This is a genomic window from Haloarcula sp. CGMCC 1.6347 (assembly GCF_037078395.1).
Classification (GTDB): Archaea; Halobacteriota; Halobacteria; order Halobacteriales; family Haloarculaceae; genus Haloarcula; species Haloarcula amylolytica.
On record NZ_JAYMGX010000004.1, the window covers coordinates 206,565 to 230,881 of the forward strand.

Annotated in this window: 27 protein-coding genes; 14 read left to right on the forward strand and 13 right to left on the reverse strand. The window is 56.8% G+C overall.

The features are described from left to right. Positions 1-75 precede the first annotated feature (75 nt). Positions 76-951, forward strand: a complete 876-nt coding sequence (locus VI340_RS18650) for a hypothetical protein (RefSeq protein ID WP_204366245.1) — start codon at positions 76-78, stop codon at positions 949-951. A gap of 21 nt (positions 952-972) precedes the next feature. Here the strand turns inward: VI340_RS18650 and VI340_RS18655 are convergent, their stop codons facing one another. The 4 genes from VI340_RS18655 to VI340_RS18670 all read right to left on the reverse strand — a co-directional run bounded on the left by VI340_RS18655 (position 973) and on the right by VI340_RS18670 (position 4,014). Beyond that, positions 973-1,620, reverse strand: a complete 648-nt coding sequence (locus VI340_RS18655) for a PHP-associated domain-containing protein (RefSeq protein ID WP_008308492.1) — start codon at positions 1,618-1,620, stop codon at positions 973-975. Positions 1,621-1,669: 49 nt separating this feature from the next. Further along, positions 1,670-2,572, reverse strand: coding sequence for a diacylglycerol/lipid kinase family protein (locus VI340_RS18660; RefSeq protein WP_336358934.1), 903 nt, complete (start codon positions 2,570-2,572; stop codon positions 1,670-1,672). A gap of 580 nt (positions 2,573-3,152) precedes the next feature. Next, the gene (locus VI340_RS18665) at positions 3,153-3,461 is read right to left on the reverse strand and encodes a DUF7130 family rubredoxin-like protein (RefSeq protein ID WP_008308495.1); all 309 of its coding nucleotides are present in this window, start codon (positions 3,459-3,461) and stop codon (positions 3,153-3,155) included. A gap of 352 nt (positions 3,462-3,813) precedes the next feature. Then, entirely contained in the window at positions 3,814-4,014 is a 201-nt protein-coding gene (locus VI340_RS18670; RefSeq protein ID WP_049942856.1) for a hypothetical protein, read from the reverse strand. 280 nt (positions 4,015-4,294) lie between these two features. On the opposite strand from VI340_RS18670, the gene VI340_RS18675 reads away from it, so the two are divergent. Next, positions 4,295-4,657, forward strand: coding sequence for a DUF5789 family protein (locus VI340_RS18675; protein ID WP_008308500.1), 363 nt, complete (start codon positions 4,295-4,297; stop codon positions 4,655-4,657). Between the two features lie 1,572 nt (positions 4,658-6,229). Further along, positions 6,230-6,856, forward strand: a complete 627-nt coding sequence (locus tag VI340_RS18680; protein ID WP_336358935.1) for a helix-turn-helix domain-containing protein — start codon at positions 6,230-6,232, stop codon at positions 6,854-6,856. A gap of 17 nt (positions 6,857-6,873) precedes the next feature. Here the strand turns inward: VI340_RS18680 and VI340_RS18685 are convergent, their stop codons facing one another. Together VI340_RS18685 and VI340_RS18690 are read right to left on the reverse strand one after the other, a co-directional pair. Beyond that, the gene (locus VI340_RS18685) at positions 6,874-8,097 is read right to left on the reverse strand and encodes an RNA-guided endonuclease InsQ/TnpB family protein (RefSeq protein WP_336358936.1); all 1,224 of its coding nucleotides are present in this window, start codon (positions 8,095-8,097) and stop codon (positions 6,874-6,876) included. Then, positions 8,098-8,220, reverse strand: a complete 123-nt coding sequence (locus tag VI340_RS18690; protein ID WP_008308514.1) for a hypothetical protein — start codon at positions 8,218-8,220, stop codon at positions 8,098-8,100. It abuts the gene before it with no gap. Between the two features lie 265 nt (positions 8,221-8,485). Between VI340_RS18690 and VI340_RS18695 the strand changes: the two genes are divergently transcribed. Next, positions 8,486-9,199 (forward strand): helix-turn-helix domain-containing protein, encoded by a 714-nt coding sequence (locus VI340_RS18695; RefSeq protein WP_008308515.1) that lies wholly within the window; start codon positions 8,486-8,488, stop codon positions 9,197-9,199. Between the two features lie 322 nt (positions 9,200-9,521). Here VI340_RS18695 and VI340_RS18700 read toward each other — a convergent pair whose 3' ends face one another. The 3 genes from VI340_RS18700 to VI340_RS18710 all read right to left on the reverse strand — a co-directional run bounded on the left by VI340_RS18700 (position 9,522) and on the right by VI340_RS18710 (position 11,707). Then, positions 9,522-10,271: a GNAT family N-acetyltransferase gene (locus tag VI340_RS18700; protein ID WP_008308517.1), complete on the reverse strand. Its 750-nt coding sequence runs from the start codon at positions 10,269-10,271 to the stop codon at positions 9,522-9,524. Positions 10,272-10,435: 164 nt separating this feature from the next. Next, the gene (locus tag VI340_RS18705; protein WP_008308524.1) at positions 10,436-10,837 is read right to left on the reverse strand and encodes a hypothetical protein; all 402 of its coding nucleotides are present in this window, start codon (positions 10,835-10,837) and stop codon (positions 10,436-10,438) included. Beyond that, the gene (locus VI340_RS18710; RefSeq protein WP_008308526.1) at positions 10,838-11,707 is read right to left on the reverse strand and encodes a ParA family protein; all 870 of its coding nucleotides are present in this window, start codon (positions 11,705-11,707) and stop codon (positions 10,838-10,840) included. A gap of 258 nt (positions 11,708-11,965) precedes the next feature. Between VI340_RS18710 and xseA the strand changes: the two genes are divergently transcribed. Then, positions 11,966-13,177 carry an exodeoxyribonuclease VII large subunit gene (gene xseA / locus VI340_RS18715; protein WP_336358937.1) on the forward strand — a complete coding sequence of 404 codons (1,212 nt, stop codon included), beginning with the start codon at positions 11,966-11,968 and terminating at the stop codon, positions 13,175-13,177. Further along, entirely contained in the window at positions 13,174-13,350 is a 177-nt protein-coding gene (gene xseB / locus VI340_RS18720) for an exodeoxyribonuclease VII small subunit (RefSeq protein WP_008308529.1), read from the forward strand. The genes xseA and xseB overlap by 4 nt, the downstream gene beginning before the upstream one ends. Positions 13,351-13,436: 86 nt before the next feature. Here the strand turns inward: xseB and VI340_RS18725 are convergent, their stop codons facing one another. Continuing rightward, positions 13,437-14,432, reverse strand: a complete 996-nt coding sequence (locus VI340_RS18725) for an HNH endonuclease signature motif containing protein (RefSeq protein WP_336330988.1) — start codon at positions 14,430-14,432, stop codon at positions 13,437-13,439. A gap of 867 nt (positions 14,433-15,299) precedes the next feature. On the opposite strand from VI340_RS18725, the gene VI340_RS18730 reads away from it, so the two are divergent. Continuing rightward, the gene (locus VI340_RS18730) at positions 15,300-16,058 is read left to right on the forward strand and encodes a PQQ-binding-like beta-propeller repeat protein (RefSeq protein ID WP_008308533.1); all 759 of its coding nucleotides are present in this window, start codon (positions 15,300-15,302) and stop codon (positions 16,056-16,058) included. Further along, positions 16,058-16,912: a hypothetical protein gene (locus tag VI340_RS18735; protein ID WP_152418435.1), complete on the forward strand. Its 855-nt coding sequence runs from the start codon at positions 16,058-16,060 to the stop codon at positions 16,910-16,912. The genes VI340_RS18730 and VI340_RS18735 overlap by 1 nt, the downstream gene beginning before the upstream one ends. A gap of 46 nt (positions 16,913-16,958) precedes the next feature. Here the strand turns inward: VI340_RS18735 and VI340_RS18740 are convergent, their stop codons facing one another. Next, entirely contained in the window at positions 16,959-17,456 is a 498-nt protein-coding gene (locus tag VI340_RS18740) for a hypothetical protein (protein ID WP_008308537.1), read from the reverse strand. Positions 17,457-17,827: 371 nt separating this feature from the next. Between VI340_RS18740 and VI340_RS18745 the strand changes: the two genes are divergently transcribed. The 5 genes from VI340_RS18745 to VI340_RS18765 all read left to right on the forward strand — a co-directional run bounded on the left by VI340_RS18745 (position 17,828) and on the right by VI340_RS18765 (position 22,313). Continuing rightward, positions 17,828-18,235 carry a DUF7475 family protein gene (locus tag VI340_RS18745; protein WP_008308538.1) on the forward strand — a complete coding sequence of 136 codons (408 nt, stop codon included), beginning with the start codon at positions 17,828-17,830 and terminating at the stop codon, positions 18,233-18,235. A 335-nt stretch (positions 18,236-18,570) separates the two neighbouring features. Further along, positions 18,571-19,101 carry a GNAT family N-acetyltransferase gene (locus VI340_RS18750; protein WP_008308539.1) on the forward strand — a complete coding sequence of 177 codons (531 nt, stop codon included), beginning with the start codon at positions 18,571-18,573 and terminating at the stop codon, positions 19,099-19,101. A 983-nt stretch (positions 19,102-20,084) separates the two neighbouring features. Continuing rightward, positions 20,085-20,882 (forward strand): DUF7847 domain-containing protein, encoded by a 798-nt coding sequence (locus tag VI340_RS18755; protein WP_336358938.1) that lies wholly within the window; start codon positions 20,085-20,087, stop codon positions 20,880-20,882. Between the two features lie 88 nt (positions 20,883-20,970). Then, positions 20,971-21,423 carry an ArsR/SmtB family transcription factor gene (locus tag VI340_RS18760; RefSeq protein WP_008308541.1) on the forward strand — a complete coding sequence of 151 codons (453 nt, stop codon included), beginning with the start codon at positions 20,971-20,973 and terminating at the stop codon, positions 21,421-21,423. Next, positions 21,420-22,313 carry a hypothetical protein gene (locus tag VI340_RS18765; RefSeq protein ID WP_008308542.1) on the forward strand — a complete coding sequence of 298 codons (894 nt, stop codon included), beginning with the start codon at positions 21,420-21,422 and terminating at the stop codon, positions 22,311-22,313. Before VI340_RS18760 ends, VI340_RS18765 begins: the two co-directional genes overlap by 4 nt. Before the next feature lie 115 nt (positions 22,314-22,428). Here VI340_RS18765 and VI340_RS18770 read toward each other — a convergent pair whose 3' ends face one another. Continuing rightward, positions 22,429-22,716 (reverse strand): amphi-Trp domain-containing protein, encoded by a 288-nt coding sequence (locus VI340_RS18770; protein WP_008308543.1) that lies wholly within the window; start codon positions 22,714-22,716, stop codon positions 22,429-22,431. A gap of 140 nt (positions 22,717-22,856) precedes the next feature. Here VI340_RS18770 and VI340_RS18775 point away from each other — a divergent pair, with 140 nt between their 5' ends. Continuing rightward, positions 22,857-23,147 (forward strand): F420-dependent oxidoreductase, encoded by a 291-nt coding sequence (locus VI340_RS18775; RefSeq protein WP_008308544.1) that lies wholly within the window; start codon positions 22,857-22,859, stop codon positions 23,145-23,147. 168 nt (positions 23,148-23,315) lie between these two features. On the opposite strand, the gene VI340_RS18780 is transcribed toward VI340_RS18775, so the two are convergent. Then, positions 23,316-24,248 carry a CNNM domain-containing protein gene (locus tag VI340_RS18780; RefSeq protein WP_336358939.1) on the reverse strand — a complete coding sequence of 311 codons (933 nt, stop codon included), beginning with the start codon at positions 24,246-24,248 and terminating at the stop codon, positions 23,316-23,318. Positions 24,249-24,317: the final 69 nt, after the last annotated feature.

The following is a 24,317-nucleotide window of genomic DNA, read 5'->3' on the forward strand; positions in this document are numbered from 1 at the left end:
TGGATACTGCTTGAAGGACACCGGATCGCGGTCACTGGGGCATTGCTTTCTGTGACGTTCGCGAGCATCGTGTTCATGGGTTCGATCTGGACCTTTGAGATGAAGATGCTCCTCACCGAGACTGCGGCCGTCCAGACGATTCTCAACTCGTTTCTCAGCGGGATCATCCTGCTCGTGTCCATCGTCGTCTCCATCAATTCTATCGTCCTCTCCCACGATATCACCTCTATCGGCGCGCAGGAGAAACGCATCGAAAGCATGATCGAGTTCCGGCGTGACATCGGCGGTCTCACTGGTAATGACGCTGCACCGAAAGATCCGGATTCGTTCCTCAAGGTGATGGCGACGGTAATCAAAGAGCGCGCACACTCGCTTGAAGGTGCCAGTGAGGACCTCGAAGACGATATCGGTGACGAGTTCACCGAAGATATCACGACGTACGTAGACTCAGTTGCTGCGACGGCGGAAGAATTGGAGATTGCGGTTCAGCAGGTCCACGGTGGTGACCTCTATGCCCTGTGGTTGGGACTGGAGACCGATTACGGGCCGTTGATGAACAGTACGCACAATATGACCTCCACGTACCGGAGCCAACTGAACGACGACAAGATAGAGGAATTCACAGACCTGATGGAAATGTTCGAGATGTTCGCGACCGGTCGCGAGTACTTCAAAACGCTGTACTACGGCAAGGAGATCTCAGAACTCTCGCGAACGCTGCTGGTTTTCTCCCTTCCATCGATCATCGTTACCATCTGGGCGATACTGGCTATCGACGCTGGCCTCCTGCCCGATGTCGGGGTTTTCGGCCTGTCACCGTTGCTTCTGTTCGTTGCCCTGACGTTCACAGTCGCGTTAGTGCCGTTCATCATCCTGACATCGTATATGCTCCGCGTAGCGACAGTGAGTTCGCGCGCTTCGACGTCGGGGCCGTTTAGATTACGGTCCTGACCGGCGGGCTGTCCTGACACCCTACCGATATCGGTGTATGTACCGATATGCGGTCTGGATAGCCTCGTCGAACGCTGTACTGCGAAGTTGCGGCTCTACTCGACCCGCCTGAATAGCCTCGACGACGGTTTCGGGGGTGAGCCGTGACGCCTCGATTCGGGTGAATGCGCGGCCGACTTCGAAGGGATAGTGTGCGTCGCTCCCGCCGACAATGGGAACCGATAGTGTGTCCGCGAGCTTTCGGACACGTTCTATGTTCCCCGGGTGCTTACCGTTCACTTCGACGGCATCGAACTCCGCGCCGCTCTTGCGGACATCACTTCGGCGGAACGGATGGGCGATAATCGCGGCACACCCTCGTTCGTGTGCCAGCGAGACGACCTCGGTCGGGGTGAGCGTCCCCGGTGTCGTCCGTCGAGGCGGGTCGGGACCGACGACCAGAACGTGCCCGGCCGTCGTCGAGATTTCGATACCGGGAACGAACAGCGTCTCGGTCGTCCCACTTTCGTACCCGGGCGAGTAGTCGTGATTAGTCAGGGCCACACCGTCCAGAGAGTGCCACCGGCTGGCGAGCCGCACCAGTTGGGCCCCGAGTGGGTCGTAGGCTGTCGGCCTGCTCTCGAACCCGTGGAAGAACCGCGTGTGCGTGTGGAGATCTACGGTGTACATGAAACCATTGGCAGACAGTGGATAATCACGACAGTCTGTTCTGTCGGGTTCATTCCGGATCCGGATCGTATCCGTCGCCCACTGCGACGGACAACGTATCCGGGCGAACGTCGATTGTAAGCTCCCGGTGGCTGATTATTTCGCCGTCTAAACTGAAGCTGACAGTGGAGGGGTCGTGGTTCGTGATCGTGAGCGACGACGCCTTCGACCGTATGATGTGTTCGGAATCACTGCCCAGGAGTCGCTCGGTGATCCGGTCGCTCATCAGGTCCAACGTCGAGACGTCTTTGATCACCACGATGTCGAGGAGACCGTCCTCCATGTCTGCCTGCTCGCCGCCCGTTGTGGTAAACCGACGACCGTTGCCGATGAGCACACAGATCGCCTCGCCGGCCCACGCTGCGGACTGGTCATCGTCGGCGGGGTCGATAGTAAGCCGGAGCGAATCGAAGTCCGACATCGACCGGAGGCCCGTGACGACGTACGCCAGCACACCGAGTCGGTCTTTCATCGCGGGGGACGTCTCGCTGCTGGATTCGGCGGTCAGTCCCGCGACACAGGAGTTGACGAAGGGGCGGTCGCTGGCCTGCCCGAGGTCGATTCGACGTCGCTCGCCGTCGGTCAAGACATCGAACGCCGTATCGATGTCAGTGATTCCCAACTGCTGTGCGAAGTTGTTTCCCGTGCCGAGTGGGAGAACCCCGAGGGTCACACTGTCCAGTGCGTCCGCTTGGTCGATCCCTCGGATGACCTCGTTGATAGTTCCATCACCCCCAGCGGCGACAATCGTTTCGTACCCCGTCTCGGCGGCCGCTTCCGCCAGCGAAACGGCGTCGCCAGCCGCTTCGGTCTCTTCGATATCGTACTCGTGTGCCGCTGCCCGCTCCCGGACGGCGTCACCGTGGTCACCACTTCCGCTCCGGGGGTTATAGATCAGAACTGTTCCGGACATCCCTACATTGCTCCTTCCACAACGGTGTTTTGCGGCGTCCGCTGGCCAGTGTCCTGGCGCTTTCTGTCTCCTACGAGTCTCTGCATACCATAGACATGCTCTTGTAGCATTTTGTTAGGAACACTATATCTCTCCCCGACGATATGCTGGTGCTTTCAGGGCAAAATAATGTTATATTACTGGCGTTCTGATCGACACGGCCTGTTATGTCAGGCTCGCGGGCGTGTCATCAGCGGTCGGTCACTGCCGCACTACTGTGAACCGCTTCAGCGGCGATGCTGTGAGAAGCGACGCGTTTCGTCGTCACAGAAATCGTGGTTCTCTGTATGATTCCTGGCAGTTGTCTCGACTCACACACTGATCAACTCCCTTTCCCTGTGCCAACATCACTGTGGTGCGACGAGTCAGTCGTTTTCTCAGCGGCGACTATCGTCACTCGGTCCGCTGTGTAGCTCATACTGTCGGCTGTAAGTCTGTGAAGAATTTCGCCACCCGAGGTGGCGAATATCTTAAAATAGTTACAGCCAACAGTATCAGTCCAGCCCAGCAGTCCACCCGATGCCAGGCAAACGACGCTCGATCAGTCTTCGCGGACTTCCGAAAGCGCTTCTCTGGGGGCATCACAGCTCGGGCACGCGGACGGAAAGCTGTCTTCGAGTTCGCCCATCTCTCCGCACTCCTCGCACTGCCACATCAGATACCCCTCGCCGAACTCTTGCCCGGGGATCTCCTCCTGATCGACACCGTCACTGGCCCCCGTTTCGACTGTTTCGACTTCGAATCCATCGTCTGTGAAGCCACTGACGCGGCCCACTAGTTGTCCGGCTTTCGTGTAAACGGGTTCGCCCGGCTCGATAGACTCGTCGGTGGTCGCTAGGTTGTCGCTCATTGTCAACTAGTTACCCGTCCAACATATCAAACTGTCGACTGCCGCCACGCAGACCGAAAACAGGTCACTGGCCGGCAAGACACGTCGCAAGCTCGAAGGAGAGACGGAGAGGATAGTAAACGGAGGCAGTGCCGACCGGCCCCGGTTGATGCTCCCGACAGAAGTGTGTGATCCGCTCCGACCGCGTACTCTCGATCACTGCGTACCGCATAGATGAACCGCTACATACACTCTATCCTAGCAAACAACGGGCGTAAAAACCGTCTTGCTTCGGCTACGAGTGCTACTGCGTACAAGACGCGCTCGTTGTATCCCGAGGCGTAGCGTCGGCAAGGCTACGGGGAATGCCGACTCAACGCAGGCGACGACCGAGTCGAAGCAGTATCGAGACGGCCACCCCGATACCCGGGACACGCTGGGAGAGCGCCGCCGAGGCGATCAGCAGGAGTCCACTTTTCGACCGGCCGCGGGAGAACGCGACCGCGGCATCGACCAGTGTGGAAACGATTCCGATCCGTGAAAGCGTATCCGACGCTTTTGCTGTCTGTACCATCGCCTCGAACAACACGGCCGTCACACAAGTAAACTCGCCCTATTAAATTAGGAGTCCGGGTAGATTACTCGGTTACGCGTTCGCCCTCCTCGCTGAACAGCACGGCCGCGACAAGAGGTCGGAGCAGATGCCACAGCGATAGCGACGGCTTCCGCTTGTCGTGTAAACCGGTGGAACACGGCTCCCAACCCTGAGATGCCTACAGGACTACTCTGCCCGTGATTTTGCCAGAAATTGTAAAATCCACAACACCTATCCGGCTGGTCGCTGAAGGGAGTGTATGGCAAACGACCAGTCCAGCAGTGAGGAGACAGCCGACTCGCGGGAGTTGGGCGTCGACTTCGGCAGCCTCGGCGACGAACTGGCGTCTGAAACGTATCCAATCGAGCGGGAGATGCTACTTTCGAAGTACGGAGACGCCGAAATAGAAACGAATCGTGGTTCCCAGACGTTACAGTCGATACTCGGGGGCCAAGAGATAGAGACTGATAGTCACGAGTACGACTCAGCGGACGCGGTTCACCAGGCCGTACTCAACATGATCGGTTCCGAAGCGATCGGACGGGAGGAATATTCGGACCGTGGCGGGTCGAACAGGGATCAGGGCGACGAGGGGGAAAACCAGGACGAACAATCTCTCTGAGACATCGAATCCATCGTCTTTCCCCATAGTTACTGGCCGACTGGCCCAGTCTCGAAGATCCGACCGTCAGTATGATCGACCGCATTCGAACTACAACGTTCATCAGTACACTCGGGATGCTCTCAGGGGTACTTGCCGGCGGGTTGGAAACTCATGCGGGACTCCGCCACCTCGCTCTGTTCCACAGAACGTAGCCGCGTCCGTTGCGTAGCGACTGACCTGAACACTGTCTGGGCCAAGCGAACCTTTTCGGGCTCTGTCGCGTTTCTCAGCAACTGCTGTATCTCGCCCCAGCTTCAGTCACGACAGGGCACCACCTGAGCGCTGCTGAGGTCAGTAGAGCCGTCGAGTAACGAAGATGAAGAGACCGAGGATAAGGAGACCGATGCCCCAATAAACCGACGGGTACGGAAGATACGCAAGCAGGAGCGTTACCATACCGGAAGTGATGAGTGACCACCCGACTGTCGTTTGAATCGCCATATCACCCAAACAGTAGTGACTAATATGATTAGTCGCCCGTTTCGGTCAGTAGGAACACCTACTGAGCGATCGGTACAACCTATATTGTGTCTCTCAAGTGGAGGATTTCGAGAGCGGACCTTTCCAGATAGCTGAAACAGTTCTAAAAGCGTACTCTCGCCACGCCCCCGACACGCGGCGATACGTGTCCACGATGGGCATACCACTGAGCCTCGATACCATGCTAGGCATATCAGTCAAAATGTGAACGACTACAATGACAACAGACCCAATCTATGGATACAACGAATCGAGTATCAGCACTCGTTGGCCCCTCGGAATTCTATCTGGTGCCATCGGTGTTTGAAGGGTTTCAAGCGATGGTAACTGCGTCGACGTTGTGTGAACGGGACATCCGTCCCTTACAGGGTCGCTAATTCGTGCAGCCCTGGCAACGTATATGATTGATAGTCCCGCTTATTAACAAATTAATTTGCTGATTTGACGTGTGATATTATCATATTTACCTATCTCAGAGTATGTTATATATCAGTTGAAAACGTTCAGCCGAAACAGTATCCGAAGCGAACGCAGCCTGAGATGGGTGGGCTTAACAATAGTACACCTGTTATGAAAATAAATGCTAAATTTTATCACAGAGTCTGTGTTGATTACCCATACCACCCACTCCGCAGAACTGAATCGACTCGCTCTCTCGGCATGAGTCCCCGGCAACAATCAGTGGTCTAGCGCCTGAGAACGGACCAAAGCGTCGCAAGGCTCGCGACCGTCCGCACTTCGATGGAGTTCAGCCTATTTTGCTACAAAGAATGAGACTCTAGAAGCGGTGGGCTCCAAGGCAACGATAAACGGTTTTCCGGGATAGGTAACTAGAACGTAACCTACGGCTGGAACCGTGAGATCTGAGTTGCCATGCGTGATGACAAAGGGAACACGGAGTTGTGACAGCCCTTCCATAGCAGGGACAGAGCAGCCGGTGAGAGAGCTAGTAACCCCGGATTTCGCTGGCCAAGCCCAGGCACCCACAGCTTTGGTACCTTGTACTATTGAGTGCGGAGAGCGATACCCACATATCATATGGCCACGATGATGCGAGCCGGCATTCCGACCGAGCAGTTCGCACTGTCCGGAACGTTCCAGGCTGTGCCCGAAGTGGAGTTCGACGCTGTCAGGTTTGCTACACACGGAACTGACCGGGTTGTTCCCCTGCTCTGGGCGACGAACGCAGACACTGATTCCGTAGGTACGGCGATTACCGAAGACGAGACGGTGCGGAGCGCACAGGTCATCACCAGCCAGGATCAAAACACGTTACTCCGAATGGACTGGACGGATCAGGTCCGGTTTCTCACCCGTGTACTGGTAGGAGAGCACGGGACTGTCGTCAGTGCTCGCGGGAGTACTGAGGGGTGGACGTTCCGTATCCTGTTTCCGGAACGAGACGCGGTTTCCTCGACATGTGACGCGTTCGAGGAATACGATATCGACATCGAACGGATAACTGCGCTGAAAGACGCGCCGTCGATAGAGGGGTCCCAGCTCACTGACGGACAGTTTTCGATACTCAAAGCCGCAGTCGACGAGGGCTACTACGAGGTCCCTCGCCGAACGAATCTACAGGAGCTGGCATCGGAACTCGGGGTCTCACATCAGGCCCTCTCGGAACGATCTCGTCGTGGGCACCGAGCCCTCATCGAGTCAGTCGTCATGCCGTGACAGTGAACTACCCCACCCTACCGCTCGCCTGACGGCTCGCGCTTGAGGGTGGGGCTTCCTGCTTCTATGACGCACTTTGCAGATACAGGCGTATCCACAGGGAGCGCAGTCTCCACAGGCGTTAATTCGGAGCGTCCCGCTCCTAACCGCTTCTTGATGCCGCGAGAAAGAATATTCCACGCCGCGTTCGCATCTCTATCTGCCTCAAACCCACACGCCGGACACGAATGCTCGCGCACCCACAACGGCTTCTCCGTCGAAACGCCGCAGGAGGCACACTCCTTCGTTGTTCCGCGCGGATTCACAGCGACGAAGTGCGTTCCTTCGCGTTCACACTTGTATTCGAGCATCCGTAGGAATGTTCCCCACGCCGCGCCTGCTCGGTCCTGGGAGTTACCCGGTAGTTCGACCAAGCCCTTCGCGTCCAAGTCCTCTACAGCCACGAAATCGTATTCGCGGGCGTAGTGATTCGACAGTTTGTGGAGGAAGTCACGGCGCTTGTGCTTGAGGTCGGCGTGGTGTTCGGCCACGACACGGCGCTGTCTCTCCCAGTTGTTCGAGCCGTGTTCCTTCCGCGAGAGGTCGCGTTGGGCACGTTCTAACCGTTCACGTTCGTCGGACAGGTCGAGAGATCCCACGGCGGTTCCGTCGGTATCGTGGGCGTACTTGAGAATTCCTACGTCGATGCCGACGCACTGCTCGGGATTCTCGGGCTTCGCAGGCGGGTCGTCCGGGGATTCGACGCCGAGGATGGCGTACCACTTGCCGGTTGGTTCTCGTTTGACTGTGACAGTCTTGATTTCGGCGTCGTCGGGCAGGTCGCGGTGGAAGGTGAGGGGGATGTCTCCGAGTTTCGAGAGCCACAGTCGCGTCCGACCGCTCGTGTTCTTGAGCTTGAAGCCGGATTGACTATAGGTGAAACTGCGGTACTCGCCCGGAGCCTTCCAGTTGAGAGTGCCGACGTGGTAGCCGTTCTCTTTGCGACCGCGAAGCGTTGAGAGGTTGTCGTACAACCGCTGAACGACTTTCTGAAGGACCTTCGAGTGAACGCTTTTCAGGTCGTTCCACCACTTCTTAAGATTCGGAAGGAGTTTCTGTTCGCTGTATGCCGAAGTGTCGTCGGTTCGGTTGAGTCGGTGGAGGAAGTGGTTGTAGACCTGTCTACAGGTATCGACAGTCCACGCTAACTGTTCTTCGAGAGCGTCGGACGGTCGAAGTTGATACCTGTAGTTGTAGTTCATCTACGAGCGTTCTTCGATGAGTTCGTCAAGTTTCTCTTGGACGAACGAGGACAGACTCAGGTGATTCTCCTGAATCCAATCCTCTTGGTCGTCGCGGATAGAGATGGTCTTGCGCGTTGCCACACCATAAGTTATGCAAAACACGTACTAAATGGTTGCGATTGCGTGGGCCTGTGGGCCAAGCGACGAACGTGTTTGAGAACCGTGCGGCGCTGTATCCCCTCCCTACTCAACCGCTTCGCTTGTTCGTTGAGGAAGGGGCCTTAGCGCCTCAATTCAGGTAAAAATGAACGGCACCAAGAACCACAAGAGGCCCGAAGTCGACAGGCACGACGGCCTACACATATAGACCGGAGATGTATCCGCTGCCAGAATGAACTAATTCATAATGAGCACTATCGTCGAAGCGACTGTCCCTGCAAACCAGTTCGCTCTCGGGCAGACGTTCGTCCGAGAACCGAGCGCGGAGTTTCGCACAGTCAGCCTCGTGGCAGACGGACCTGGCCGCGTCATGCCGTTTCTGTGGGCCGACCACAACGAAGCAGACCGGCTGATCGGCGTCATCGAACACGACGACAGCGTCCGTTCGGTCGATCTGCTCTCGGAGCGCGGTGGGGCGTGTTTGCTCCGGATCGAGTGGGGGCCGCGCATCCGCACACTCGTGTCGACTCTGACAGAAGCGAACGTCTCGATTCTGTCGGCATCAGGATACGACGGGTCCTGGCAGTTACAGCTGTTTTTGCCGAACTATGACCGAATAGCGGCTATTCACGAGTTCGGCGACGATAGCGGCGTTGACCTTTCTATCGACCACATCAACCGTCTCTCCGAATCCCCCACGTATGGCTCACTGGGCCTGACGGAGCACCAGTACGAGACTGTGATGACGGCGTATAACGCTGGATACTACGACGTTCCGCGCACGGTCACCCTCGTTGAGCTCGCAGAGGAGTTCGATGTCACACACCAGGCCCTTTCCGAGCGGTTGCGCCGGGCCCACGGGGCGCTCGTGACAACTGAACTCTACCACAGAACGCACCAGTGTGAGTCTGCCGTCTCCCCCAGATGTGCAGCAAAGACGATATCTAAGGTAAACCAATGATTCACTGCACCAGCCGTACCGATCTCTCACTGTCAGTATAACCGCTGTCGATCAGCTTTGGAACTCCGAAGTCACCCCATGGTGGATTCCCTCTCAGTACAGCGGTGCCGGGAAGTAACCTTGAGTACCGCCATTCACAGCGGAGCCGCCATACTGACGTGGACCGCTGCGTCCACATCCATCTCCCCAAAAGCGGTATCGAGACACATTGTGGTCACCGGCTGGGCCCTGCTTCGAGACCGAGGATTCAGGGGTTCAGTCACGTCGGGCAGACCACTGCCGTGCTCACCGGTCCCGGACTCAGGTGTCTATCTGCGATCTCTCACAGATACGAGTCGTCCCACTCATCGGCGAGATGGAGGTTGCCACACTCGCTGCATTCGAGACGGTCGAGCCCGTCGCCTGATACGTCAGTACTGCCACAGTTCGAGCAGAAGTAGCCGTACTGGTCTGTGCGGTCCTCGCCCATATAGGTGGAAAAGAACGGAGCTTCTCGACCGGGGACAGTCTCGTCCCGTTCGATGGGACGGGCGGTCCCATCAACCGTGACAGACTCAGGGACTGGAACTGAGGGCTCGTTTGCGTCTTCCGTCCCCTCTCCCTCAGTGAATACCGCTACTGCGAACTCCTCGTTACCGAACGTCACATGCGCGTTGTCGTCGCTCTCGAGGTCGAAGTCTTCGAGGAATTCGCCACCCTCGACGGCGTCTTCGAGAATCCTCGCAACGAGCGGTGTCCCGTCGTCGTCCTCTTGGACACCCTCCAGCAGCGCGGTGGCGATCCCCTCGCCACGCGCCTCGGGGTCGACGTGAAGCCAGCGAATCGTTCTCTCAGTTCCTCCTGCCACGTCGATGAACCCCTGCACTTGCTCGGTGTCGCCGGCTGCGTGTTCGGCGACTAGCACCGTTGTGTCAGGGTCTGCAAGCCGATCAGCCAGCGTTTCGTCATCGAATTCGTTTTCGACTATCGTCTCAATCTGCTGCGGACTGAGTGCGTACGAGGTTCGGAACGAATCCCGTGCGAGCGTCTCGACTCGCTGACGGTCTTCGGAGTCAGCAGGACGAATCTCCATACACACTGTTCTCGGCGGACGGTAATAAGTCACCGCACTGATCTGTAAACGTCGGAGCTTATGTGCCACGGTGACGCGTCGTTTAGCTGTACCGGCGAGTCATCCACTCGATCTGCGACCCATTGCTTTGTGCGAGCAGCGTATTCGATAGTGTCTGGTCTCGTTCACTTGAGGTGCTCGTAGCCCCAACTCTCCAGTATTGAAGCCACAGTGTCGGGATTCTCTGCAGCCAGTTCAACGAACGCCTCGCGCAGATCCGTCACCGAGACATCCTTTGAGCGCATGCCGAGTTCATCGGCCACGTCGGCCCTCACTTGGTCCTCTAATTCGGCGTATTCGTCACGGAGGAACGCGACGTGTTCGTTATCGCGGTCTTCTTTGACCGTCTGTCGGCGAATGACGTACGGGATTTCGTCTGTACTCATGCTGTCGGTGGTGTCGCTTTCGGATTCGGACGGAGATCCGGCTGTCGTTTCAGGTGTTGGGTCCGGCGCCGGGTCGTCTTGCTCGTCGGTCGTCTCGTCGGCGAACGGGTCCTCTCCGGGGCCTTCTTTCATCCCGGCCATTTACGCCACCTCCTCGATAGCGCCGGGTTCCGGTGGATTCGGGGCTTCGATCCCGGCTTGCGCTTCGAGGTAGCGAGCCAATCGGTCGTACTGTGCCAGCGTTTCGAGCTCGTAGTCACGTCGACGGTCGCGATGGTCTCGGACATACGTGAACGCCGAGCACTGCTGTGCCCACGACCCTTCCATTAGCGAAGTACGGTCGCCGAAGATTTCTGGTGTCGAGTACGGGATCTCGCTAAGGACGCGCTTCTGGTCGTTCGTCCCTTTCACGCCGACTGGGACGGCGGCAAGGACGCCCACATCGATTTCAAGCGTGTCTTCAAGGCCGGAAACGAGCTGTTCCAACCCCTCAACAGCGGCTTGACCCTTCGCGCTCGGTTCGACTGGGATAACCAACGACCGTGTGGCGTTGATAGCGTTGTGTAGGTGTGGGCCTTCCGTCGCCGGCGGGTCACAAATCAGCACATCGTACTCGTCACGAACGCCAGCATCGGCGAGCGTGCTGAGTAACGCGGCGTGAATATTGAACGCATCCCCGACAGCGGCGGCCTGGTCCTGTTCGCGGCGGAGCCAGTCCCCGAGATCGGCGAGTTGGTTGTGTTCAGGGATGACATCGACGCCGTGTTCAGCGGTGACGATGAGATCCTCAAAGTCACCTTTGGGCCGGTTGATCATATGCCGGGCGAGATGATCGATGTTCTTCGAGCGGTCCTTGTCGACGCCAAACAGCCGCGAGAGATTGCCTTCTTGCGGATCTAGTGGGACGACCAGTGGTTTGAGACCGGCGCGGGCGTGTGCGACGGCGAGGTTCGCGGCGGTCGTCGTCTTGCCGACGCCGCCGGCCTCGCTGTAAGTGCTGTATGAGAGCATAGCTGGTTGTTATAGCCCCCAGTTCAAATAACCTATTGATTGAACCTCCTGATTCAAACAACTGGTTCAAACAACTGGTTCAACTAACCGATTCAATCAGCTGGTTCAATCGATTGATTCAATTTTCCAGTTCAAGAGCTAACGCAAATCGACAAAATGCGGTCAGGGAACCACTGGCTGGCCGGGTCTGGTCATCCTGATCGCTGTCACAAGATAGTACCATGGCTTAAGTACACAACCGCACTACAGAGGAGTCGAATGGGTTCGGAGCCGGAGCCGACGCACACGTCGCTGGAGACACTGCAGGAAGCACTCCAAACGGAGCGAATCACCTACGTCGATACGCTGAACGAGGATATCGGCGCAGTCGTCGAGAGCGCAGACCAGCTCGCCTTCGATTACGTCGTCGGTGATGTCTCCGACTATGGTGTGTCCTCGAACGACCACGTCCACCTCGATCTGGTCCACGAGGGTTCGACAGTTCACTGCGTGCTCTTTGGGTACAAACGATCGACAATCGACACCACAATCGAGGATGGGATGCAGGTAGCTGTCAAAGGCTCGCTGTCGTACTACGAAGACGGGGGCAACGTCTCCGTCATCGTCGAAGACATCGTGGCGGTCGGTGAGGGCACGTACCAGCAGATCTACGAGCAAAACAGGGAACTGCTGGACTCGGATGGATTGCTCGATCCGGAGCACAAGCAAGCCCTGCCGGACTTTCCAGAACGGATCGGGATCGCCACCAGTGCGACAAGCGATGCCCGGATGGATGCGATCACCAGCGTCCACGAGCGGTATCCCGACGTGGATATCGTCATCCAGAACACGAGCGTTCAGGGCGACGATGCGATGATGTCGATCATGGGTGCGATCAGTGAACTCGATGACGACCCGCTGATCGACGTTATCGTGCTTACTCGCGGTGGTGGGTCCGACAAGCACCTCCGGGTGTTCAACGAAACGCCGCTCTGCCGTGTTATCCACAAAACCGAGACGCCAATCGTAGTTGGGGTCGGCCACGAGAACGACCGAACACTGGCCGACGAAGTGGCCGACAGACGGGTGATGACGCCGACCGAGGTAGGCAACATCGTTCCGGATCGGACAACCCTCGACGCGGAGCTGGACACGCTCGAAGAGCGTCTCAACACGGCCTACACAGCGACCGTCGAGACGACGCTGGAGACGATGGATAACCGACTCACCCACGCCTACAGACGGACCGCCGAATCGGACCTGTCCTCGTTCGAAGGCGAACTCGACCGCGCATACGACACGCACGTTCGCGATGTACTGACCGATCTTGAGAACCGGCTAGAGCAAGCACGTACCCAGTACGATCAGGAGCGGAAACGGAAACAGGAGGCCACAGCCTATCGCCGCCAGCGTCGACGGCTGCTGCTCGTCCTGCTCGCTCTGGGCCTGCTCGTTGTAGCCCTGCTCCTGTACATCCTGCTTCCACTATGAAAGATGAGACAATCGCCGACAAGACCGACCGGCTCGAACAGATTATCGAACAGCTCGAAAACGGAGACGTCTCGCTGGAACGGGCGAACGAACTCCATGCCGAGGGAACGGAACTGATCGCCGAACTCGAATCCGAACTAGCTGTTGGGGACGGCGAGGTTATCGACCGCTGAAGCCCGGTTGAATCCGTTTTGTGCTGTGGTATCCTCTCTCGTGAAAGCGTCCGAGAAGTACACGTCAGGCACAGTCTTCGCTCCGATTAATTCGTCACCCAACCGAGAGAGTCATTGTGCTGCCGGAGATACGTTGGTGCGACGTTGCCGTCCAGCTGGGGGACTGACTCACCAGCTCGGTCGACGATTGTCTGTTTCAGCAGGTCACTGTCGGTCTCGAAGTCGGGATTGACGTGCAGCCGATAGTTTCGGTCGATAGTGAATAGTTCGCGGTCGAAAGCTGCGTGGTGAATCTTGCTGAGTGGGAGGACATTAGTGGGATCCGCCCGGCGCTGTGGGTAGTCGCTCCAGGGCAGGACATGAGCGACATCCAACAGCCCACGGTGGTCAACGCCGGATATCGGGCAGGTCTCATCATACTGGACGAGGACCGTCTCTCGGAACTCCGGATCAACTGCACGGGCCTGAACCGTCGTTTCGTAGGTCGTTACCGTCGGAGTATCTGTGGTAGGTGCATCGGCCTGTGGGTTAGACCCAGCCCACTGCTCGACGGCGGTCTCAACGAACTGGCGGCCCTCATCTGTGAGGGCATACTGCTGGCCGTCCTTGTGGACGAGTCCGAGGCTTCGGAGCCAGTTTGCCCGCTGTTTGGCCATGTCCGTGTTGGCCGGATCCCAGCCCAAGCTTGTATGCGTCTTGAGTTGCTGGTGCCCGATTTCTTCGATTGTCATCGGAGCTGGCACAAGTGAGTACAGCAGGCTCCGGAGGCCGACGTTCCGGCGACACATGATTTCGAGGAGCGTTTCGGTCGTTTGCTCAGCGACGTAGGTGGTTCCCTCCGGCCCGAGTCGCCAGTGGTGGCCGTCTCGTTCGATAAAGCCGACATCTTCGAGATAGTCGATCCGGCGCTGTATCGAGTCCCGGCTCGAAACTCGGTCGAAGTGCCCCCGGTGCCAGCCGATGAGTTCATCGGGAGTGGGCTGTTGGTCGTCGACGTACTCGAGGATTGCATTGAGTGTCTTGACGTAGTTCGTTGCGCCGCCGAACATCGGGACGATACTCCGGAGCCGGTCAGGTGGCATCTCTGGCTGGTATTTTGGAGGTCAGTACATGGTCTTTGGGACTACGCGGTCGGGTCAGTAGTCAATAGCTGGACCGAGATCGAGTGCACTCCGAGTCTTCAGCGTAGTATTTTTGATAACTGTACTGGAGGGTAGACTCAGCTATAGGCTCGAAAGCGGTTACAGTACACCCAGACAATCGTGGGAACTCTGTGGATAAACTGTCCCACACTGGGTTCACATCCAGAACAAAACGCTGTATCCAGAGTACTGTGGAACTACCGGGGGTGTTCAGTCACCGTTTGGATCGACGCCTGGTATTCGAGCAGATTTTCGTTACCTGAAGAGCGCTTATCATCGAAACTCAGCCGCTTGTGAGCCCGGTAAAAAGACCGACAGCGATAATTTTGCTTGTGATAAACCAGCGGGTAGATGCCCTCCTCACGACGTCGCTTTCTGGGATTAGCCGCCTTGGGAATTACCGGTTCAGCTGGCTTCACGTCTCTCGATACGCAGGAACGTATTGGTAGTCAATCACTTTCCGACTGGCCGATGGGCCGGTACGATCCTCCCGGAACCGGGCACAACCCCGAAGTATCAGGTCCAAAAGACAATGTAGCGGTTGCGTGGACACATCAGGCCCCGGATTGGTTTCGGGGGAGTACCCAACCGATCCGCCGTGGGAAGACGCTATACGTCGGTGGCAACGGACTGCTTGCGCTCGATACCGAGACTGGGAAGCGGCGGTTCAGCTTCCAAGGGCCGTATCACTCAGCCCCAGCGATCGCCCCAGCCTCGATCTATCAGACGAAGACACTCGGTATAACCGGGTCAGGTGGGGTTTACGGGCTTAACGCCAGTGGCGGACGGGAACTTCCCTTCACAGATATGAGCGTCGGCGGCGAGCGATGGACAGGACCGCAATCGCCGACGCCCGGTTTCTTCGGGCCGGCCGAGTCAACAACGCCGGTCACTGCGAACGGGACGATATACACGGCACTACCTGGGACGAACTCAATCGTAGCACTGAATCCGAACAGTGGGGAAATTCTGTGGCAACAAACCCATCACAAAGACGAGGCGGTCAGTGGGACGTACAACAGACCCGCGGTGGACGACGGCCTCGTGTTCGTCACCGCGTGGCCACAAGAGGCCACTGCGTATCGTGCTGATACTGGTGAGCAACACTGGCACCGTGAACTCGAAGAGATGACAGTTCTGCCGCCAGTGGCGACAGACGAGGGCGTCGTCATTCAGACGCGTGAGTCAGTTCAGTTGCGTACCAGATCCGACGGCGCACTCCTGTGGGAACGCAACCTCGACGGGAATGTGACCGACAGCACGCCAGCGGTAGCCAACGGGACGATATTCGTTGCCGATGAGCGGGAGTCACTGCATGCGCTTTCGCTGGCAACCGGCGAGACACGGTGGACAGTTCCGTTCGACGGAAAAACGACGCCGGTTGTCGCTGACGGTCGCGTCTACGCTGTGGACTCACTCTGGGCACTGGAAGCGTTCGACGTCGCCACGGGTGAGAAACAGTTCGAGTACCATCCTTCGGAAGTACCCCTCTCGCCACCGATGGTCGGGGATGGTATGTTGTATCTGGCGAATCGTGGCCGAGTTCTCGCACTGGAGGAAGCATAATGCCCGGAACAGAGGGAGATGGAAGCGAGGCGGTGTCTTCGCCTGGACACCCATCCCCGACGACTCGACTGTCTACCCTGGACGTGCTCAAGTCCGCGCTCAGGTGCATTCGTCGCGACCCTGTGCTCGCTGTCCCATTCGCCGTCGTTGGTGTGCTGGTTTCACTCGTCGACTGGCTTCGCCAGCACGATTCAGTTCCGATGGTGCCAACCGACGCACTCAGTCAATCGGTCAGTGTCAACTACGCAGTGTTCCCGCAAGGGACTGCACGAACGGCCCGACACATTGGTGCGTTGGTCGACCTCGAAACACGGTATCTCCTCTGGGCTGTCGGGCTTGAAGTCCTCGTTCCACTCGCAGTCGGGATCGCCGGTTGGGTGACGATTACACGAGTCCTCGATACCCACTCTGGTCCCCGTGCGTTGAGCAGGTATCTTGTCGCGCTGGCTGCGGTCATCTCCATCCCGCAGCTGTTGGGCGGTTTCTCGGTGGATATCACTGGTTTCCTGTTCGGACTGCTGCTGTTGGCGGTTGCTCTGTTCGTTCTGACCCGTCTGTTCCTGCTTCCTGCGTTGCTAGTCACTGGCAGTGGCTTTGTGACGGCACTCAGGCAGAGCTACCGTCGATCACGAGGGCAGGGCATGACCATCGCCGGCCTCATCATCGTCATTGGTCTCGCCTACTGGGGCCTCGCGACCGTACCGGTCGCCGGCGGCTTTCTGAGTACCGCGGTAGTGGCACCGGTCCACGCCGTTGCGGTCGGAACCGTCTTTTCGACGGACTCTCGTGAGACAGCGCCGAGCCCAGCCGACCATATCGAATCGAGAGACGCACGCTCAGACGAGAGCCAGTAACGACGTCCGTGCGTGCTCTCTCTTGTGAATCGCCACCAGCACATCATCAGGCACAGATTGAGCCACCACTGATTCCGCCATCTTCCTCGAAGGTCAAACTGTGTTCCTGACCAGTTCTGGGACACGTCCGTACTCTAGTGTAGACATGCGTCTCGTTATCGGCGACCTTCTCGCCGAGGTACACCGTCACGTCCCCACGCGTCCACCCATCAATCGTGGTCGTCACCGTCTCGCCGGGAGCGACGGTGATCTGTTCCGTGGGGACCCCATCGTCAGCGAGTGTGACGTTTCGATCCCCATCCGGCCAGACCAACTGTGAGAGCGTCTTGAGCCTGTGTTCGCTATCTCTGGTCGTGACCTCGAAATTCATGTACATCGCCTGCTCTCTGCTTTCGACAGTGTACGCTGATAGGTGATACGCTGTCGTGTCGTTGTTTTCCACAGTCAGTGTGGGTTGGAAGGGTCCAGAGACGGTATCATACTGGACATAACCAATCACAAGCGCCGATCCGAGAAGGAGTGCGATCGTTCGACGGGAGACCATCCGTAGGACCGTGTTCCAACAGGAAACAGAATATCATTCCGATTGTCTCATCCGAGTGTCACGGCCAGAGTTGATAAACCGAGATCGAATCAGCGATTCAGGTTGAGATTGCTGATGAGGGGCCAGAAGACTCATGCAGAAAACGGGACGTAGTACCGCTGAGGAAGATACGGTCTTCGGACACAGTACTGGTAGTGGATTGTGCTGATGTACTGGCCCGTCTTCACACTCGATGGGACAGTCGAACGAACAGATACCGTCTCACTCCCAGTGCTGAATCAGGAACGCAGCCGATCATATCCGTTCTGCCTGCTCCCGTAATGTCGAAAAACTCATATGGATTTAATACACTTCAGTGACAATTACTCAGTATGGTTGCTCAAACGACACAACGACAAGACTCGTTTTTTACGCTCCCATCGCATCCAGTGGGGTACCTCGCAATCGTAGCTACGCTTACCACTGCTGGCATCCACTTATTGCTCGGTCCACAGGTCATGGGATTCAGTCAGACATTGGGGACGCTGTTTATTCTGAATGGGCTTGGATTTCTTGGCGGGGTCCTCCTGTACAGTAGCCGGTACTGGCGACCCGAGCTGTACCTTGTCGCTGCGGGATACGCCATTGTCACCATTCTCGCACTGTTTGCGTTCCAGGGTTTCAGCTTTGACGCGTTCTATATGCAGGGGAACCTGAATCCGCTAGCTGTCGCAGCGAAGGTAGCTGAGGCCGTCCTCGCCCTCTGTGCCATCTACTTGTACAGAACATCGGCTCCGTGAGAAGGCCATACTGACCGTCCATAGAAGAGGGACACGTCAACGAGACACTGTTTTTCAAGGCAATCCAAGAATTTGTCAGTTAGTCCCAAATGATGGACCGGTTCAAGTCTGGGGTGACGTTCGTGGTCCTCGACCGAGTCAGACTGTTGTCTCACCGATTCGGGGAGAGAGCACGCAGCAAATGAGCAGAACATCCATCAGCAGGTGCAGAGACAGGTGCCCCTTCTATTGGCTCTGGCGTTGGATGCGCTCCGTCAATCAGCTTTCTCGCTCTCAAACTCATCGTCGACTCCGAGAGTAACAACAAATAAGTGGCGCGACTGGTCCGGACAGGTATGGAGATTGTGGAACTCTCAGCAAAAGAGCCTGCTGTCCGGCGCTTTATCGAGGAGCTCTGGCTACCGTACTACCGCGAACTCGAAGGGACTGTCGATGCCTTCTCACTCGCCGACGACGTCGACCTCGTCGCGGAGGAACTCCCGTTCCGCGTCGATCGACTCGATTCGGAGGAGTATCGAACGTGGATCGCCGTCGATGGATTCACCGACGAGACTCCACTCGCCGATGCTGACGGTGAGCTTGCCGGGTATATCGCGGCCGAAGTCGACGAAGCGCCGAGTGTCTTCGACCGCCCCGACCGACTGTTCATCTGTGACATCTACGTTGGCGAACCGTATCGTGGAACCGGACTGGCTGCGGACCTGTTCGACCGTCTCAGAGACTGGGCACGCGAAGCCGGATGTGAGGAGTTCAGTCTCGATCCGCACGTAGACAACGAGCGAGCCATCGCCTTCTACGAAAAGCTCGGGTTCGAAAAGACGCAGTCTCACATGGTGGCTAGCGTCGACGACTGTGAGGAGAGATAGGAACTGATATTTGCCCGTTCGTTTGGAGGGAAATGGTGGGCTGCAATGGGCACCTTGCGTAGCGCCCACCATTCTGCTATGTCAGAGGCACGGCTGGGTTCTGGACCCGGGAAACCCAGTCAGACGACCAGCAGTCAGGGGAACTCGAAGCGGGGACCAGAACCCACTCGGTTGTGACAGACGCCACATAAATAGCCTTTGTGGAACCACGGTAGCAAATACCACGCTTCAACCCACTCACAATAGTGGCCAGCTCTACCACCCTACCGATGTTTCCAGTGGCGTACGCACTTGGACGTACACAATACCCCGTGGCTCCGCTGTGTACACCAGCAGCATGGTGGATAGGGGTGGGAGAAGCGGTCTGCAACGCACCATCCGAAGTCGTCTACTTCGACGACGGGCTCTAGCCCTGAAACAATCGATGGGATGGGTGAATCCAATGGAATTGGACAGGGCACGGAACCCACTTGCTCTTGATACGAGTGGCCACGAAAACGCTTGTAATATCCCCACGCTGTCTGTCGATTTTCCGATTACACAACTCACTCAACGATAAACTTCAATGAGACACGCTTGCACGACTCCGACGGTCCAAGCAGCAAAGGCTTGGGAGATGATGTGCAGCTGGGGGGGAGCGGCGTGCTACACACCATTGGAAGCCGTCATCCACGACAACGGGTTCTGGATCCGGGCCGATCGGTGAATCGGATACGATTCAGGGGGGGAAGTGGAGTGGGGACCAGAACCCAACTATTCAGTACGTGCTTGGTATCAAAAATACTTGTGATTCAGAGTTACAGTCTATCCATCCGACAACTGCAGAGGCTCCACCGTCCCGCCACCAGAAGGTGGCTCGATGACTACCCCACCGAGCGTTGGCGAGATCGGTACTCGTCGCCTGTACTACCGTTCAAAATGCTCAAATCTGATTTTGATACTACGCTCGACCTAATACCCGACGACAGTAATTCGTGAACACAATGGTGACAGTCTCCGCATTCAAAGATGGATCCGCTGCCCTCCGAGAAAACCCGAGCCTGTTCGTTGCCGGCCTCCTCATCGGGGCCGTAAGTCAACTCCAGTACGTGGATCATCTGATCGAATCACCACTACTGTCAGCGGGTGTCTCTCTCGTATGGCTCATTGTGTTCCCGTTCGTTCTCGGTGGATTCATCGGCACCGCACAGACCGCAATCGAAGGAGTAGACGCGTCGTTCACCCAGTTTTTCATTGAAGGGCGAACACATTACTTCCCACTTCTCCTCGCAACTGTGTTGTTCATACTTATCGTGTTCGGGACCGCTGTCGGACTCGGATTTATCGGGTTCATCCTCGGTATCGGATCGATGGCACTCACCCCAATTAACGAGATGGCTGCCTTCGTCGCCGGCGTCGGATCTATACTCATCTGGCTGCTGTCCATCCTCGTTGTCATTATGTTCGTGCAGTTTTACGACACTGCGATTGTCATCGAGAACGAGAGTGTTACTGATGCGTTCCGAAAAAGTGTTGCACTCGTCCGCTCAAATCTCAGAAGCGTCGTTGGATTCTCACTGGCGTGGAGTGTCCTGCTGAACGCCTTCTTCATTCCCGAATATCTCGTCCGGTTGACGCTGACGAACGCTGGACCGGCTGACGTATTACCGATTGAGATAGGAATTCCGATGATCGTCTTGCTCCCTCTCGGAATCGCTCTGTCTTCAGTCGGCTTCGCGTACTTTTATACGGTCTACACGGCCTATTACTTGCGATTAACTGCTGTCCCGGAATCAACATAAACACCGACCAACAATTACAAACGATAGTTTCGAACAGCAACCAGCCGGGTCAGATCCCGCGCTCCAGCCACAGCAGCTACTCACACACATGGCACGACTTCTTCCAACACAAACTGACGCCGCCGTCGAACGAAGTGATAACCCCGCTATCTTGAGTCTCGATGACGACACGACACGGGAGGTAATCGAAGCGTTGTCCTCCGAGACTGCGTACGAGATCTTCCAACTGCTCAACGAAACGCCAGCGACACCGGCACGGATCGCCGAGCAACTCGGCCAGAGCCTGCAGAACGTTCACTATCATTTGGAGAATCTCGAATCGGCTGGCGTAATCGAAGTGACTGACACCTGCTATTCGGAAAAAGGCCGTGAGATGAGTGTATACGTCGTATCAGAGGACCCGACACTCCTCTTCCTCGGCACTGAGGACGACCGCCCGAGTCTCAAACGTGCGTTCAAATCGTTCGCTTCGCTGCTTGGTCCCCCCTCGGTTTTACTCGCTATCGGCGAATCCATCTCACAGTTCATCACTGCCGAATGAGCGAACACACAGACCCCCCAGTCCGAAGCGCTTCTACCGGTGACGACACAAGCGAGTGTGACGTGGCACCAACGATCAAGTCACGGGAAGATATCGATGGCTGTGGTTGTCTCGAATGCCGAAACATCGAGACGACGACCACCAATCGGACCGTCCTTGATGCGTTGGTCTGGTCCGTTCGCCTGTTTCGCTCCTACCCGTCGATCATCGCCTTCGCGGGTGTGACTATCTTGGCCAACCGACTTCTCGAGACAGACATCATCAACGGGCTCCCGATGCCTGTAATCGGCGTACTCGATGCTCTGACGGCGTTTGTGTTTATAATCTTGATTCGAGCTTATGTGGGAACGATTGTCGCCGGAGAACTGACTGATAACTCTGTAACGATGCGCGAAGGAGTCCATCGGAGTATCACCCGAACACCGGCGTTGATTGGCGTAACACTGCTTATCGTTTGTTCTGTAATGACGGTTCCGTTCTTTCTGTTTCTGCCACTACTCCTCCTTGCTGGCGCTATTCCGGGAAACCCCGCAGATATAGTTGGCTTTCCCGTCGTTGCGGCGGTGGGTGGGCTCGTTTTTGCCGTGCCGTTTCTCGGCTTGTTGTTCAAGTTTTGGTTCGCACCGGAGGCCTGCGTTATCGGCCAATATAGCCCTCTCAAATCACTTCGGATTAGCTGGCAGATTACGACGAACTACCGTCGGAAGTTCGTGCTCATCGCAGTAATCGCTATCGGAAGTGTAAGCAACCTTTATCTACCCGAAATAGGGACGAGCGTCGCTTCGGTGACGCCTGTTTTGCGTGTGTTCTCTACAAGCGTTGGAGACCTACTTTCAATCGTGTGGGCGAGCGCGTACGCCCACCTCTACATCCAAGAGATTGTATCGTAAACGCAGTTCCCCCAGACAGAAACAGGAGGAAGAGTTAAAGAGACCGGACAGCACAGCGACTTCATTTGTTTTAGACAGGTTCCGCTGAATCGATTTCAGCGTGTGTTCGGCGTGATTACTCGATTTCTAACTGACCACTTCCGCCGCCCTCCTCGCCATCATTTTCGTCCCATTCGAGTTCGAACTCGACACTTAGCTCCGTCATATTGTCTGCCGGCCCTTCACGTTCGGCTTTGACCTCGAAGGTCGGTCGGGCGGGGGGATCCAGCGTTACGGACTCGGAGCCTGCTTTCAGGTTGATAGCGTTTCCGCTGTCGAGATTATCCGCGACTTTCCGGAGGTACGATGCGATCTCTTCTCGGCTCTGATCACTTTCTGACTTGAACAGGACTTCTTCGGGCATACAGGAGTCGATACACAGCCTGCACCAATAAAGCCGCCTGCCGTGTGGGTGCGACGTGATCACGTCACCGTCGAACTACCCGATACAGTCGGTACACTGAGCAGGACACGTTTCGAAGAACATCTCATCTATTCCCAGCGATGTGCAATCGTCTCAGCGTTGAAGTGTACTGTATCCGACAATCAACTGATGACAGAACGTTCCACGGACTTGATATCGGGTGCGTCGAGCCGAACCCCGACCTCGTCGCAGACGAACTCACCGCCGGGTCGGCGTTGCTGTTCGGACAGGCGGACGAACAGATCCCCGTTACGGTCGTCCGGGGAGTGGAGTACGAAGACGGCGTGCCGAATTCGGACGGTGTCGTCCGCCGCGGACTCCGAAAGAGTGTCCAGCTAACGGCTCGCCTGAAGGCCCGCGAATGGTTCTGATAGCGACGCTATAAGCTATAGTAGCCATTGAAAATCAATGCACACCGGATCGCACAACTGCAGTGCGAGCAGTGTGTAAATCGTTTCAATTGTTACTATAGAGTCGGGATACTGGAGAGGTCATCGAACCATTGGTACACATTGACGATGGTGTGCCTGTGCTGATAGTCACTCGGCGGCGCGATCCATCGGGTCTTCGAGTTCACCGGTGATTGCCTCGAAGGCGTCTGTCGCGGTGAGGAGACCAACGACGACGTCGTCTGCAACCACGAGGGCGAGTTCCTGACTTTCGGCCTGACACCGGTCGATGAAGTCACTGATAGTCGTCTCAGCAGCGACGGTTAGCGGCGAGGTTGCCAGTTCTTCGAGTGTGATCGTCCCCGAATCCAGCGCTTCGTAGTTGTGCAGCACCGTCGGCGCGTAGACAACACCCACGAACGAGTCCAGTGAGCCTTCGATCAACGGAAAGCGGACGTATGGCATTCCGTCGATCCGTTCCATGTTCGTCTCGAAGTCGTCAGTCGTCGAGAGCGCAACGATGTCACTGCGGTCAACCATGATCTCACTGACCGTCGTCGCGCCGATGTCGAGAGCGTTGATAACTTCAGTCCGTCGCTCTTCGAGGATATCGAGTCGGCTGAGCGACTCGCCCATTTCGCTACGCAGTTCGGCCCGGGTAGTTGCGAAATCGCTTTCGGCCTCCGATTCGGTCCACGAACGGGAGATCTCGACCCCGAAGAGGCCCAGCAACGTTTTCGCTACCCAGTCCGCCGAGATGATTACCGGATACATGAGCTTTGTCCAGGCGTACAGCGGGCCCGAACCGTACCTAGCGACGAACTTGGCGCGCTCGATCCCCAGATACGTCGGTGCCTGCTCGCCGACGATAACGTGCATGAGATTGACAACGACCAACGCGAGGAGGACAGACAGTGTCGTGTGTCCGCCGCCGGTGACGCCAACTGCACCCAGTAGCGGTCCCAGGACTGCTGTGACGGCCGGTTCAGCGACCACTCCCAGGCCGACACTGCAGATACTGATATCAACGTTCCTGAAGATCCAGCGCTGGTAAATCCGTGGCCAAGAAAAGACAAGATCCATGTTTCAATTGAGAATGCAGAAAATTGGTCCTTAGCAAAGTCACAGGTTGCAACAGCAATCGACTACTGG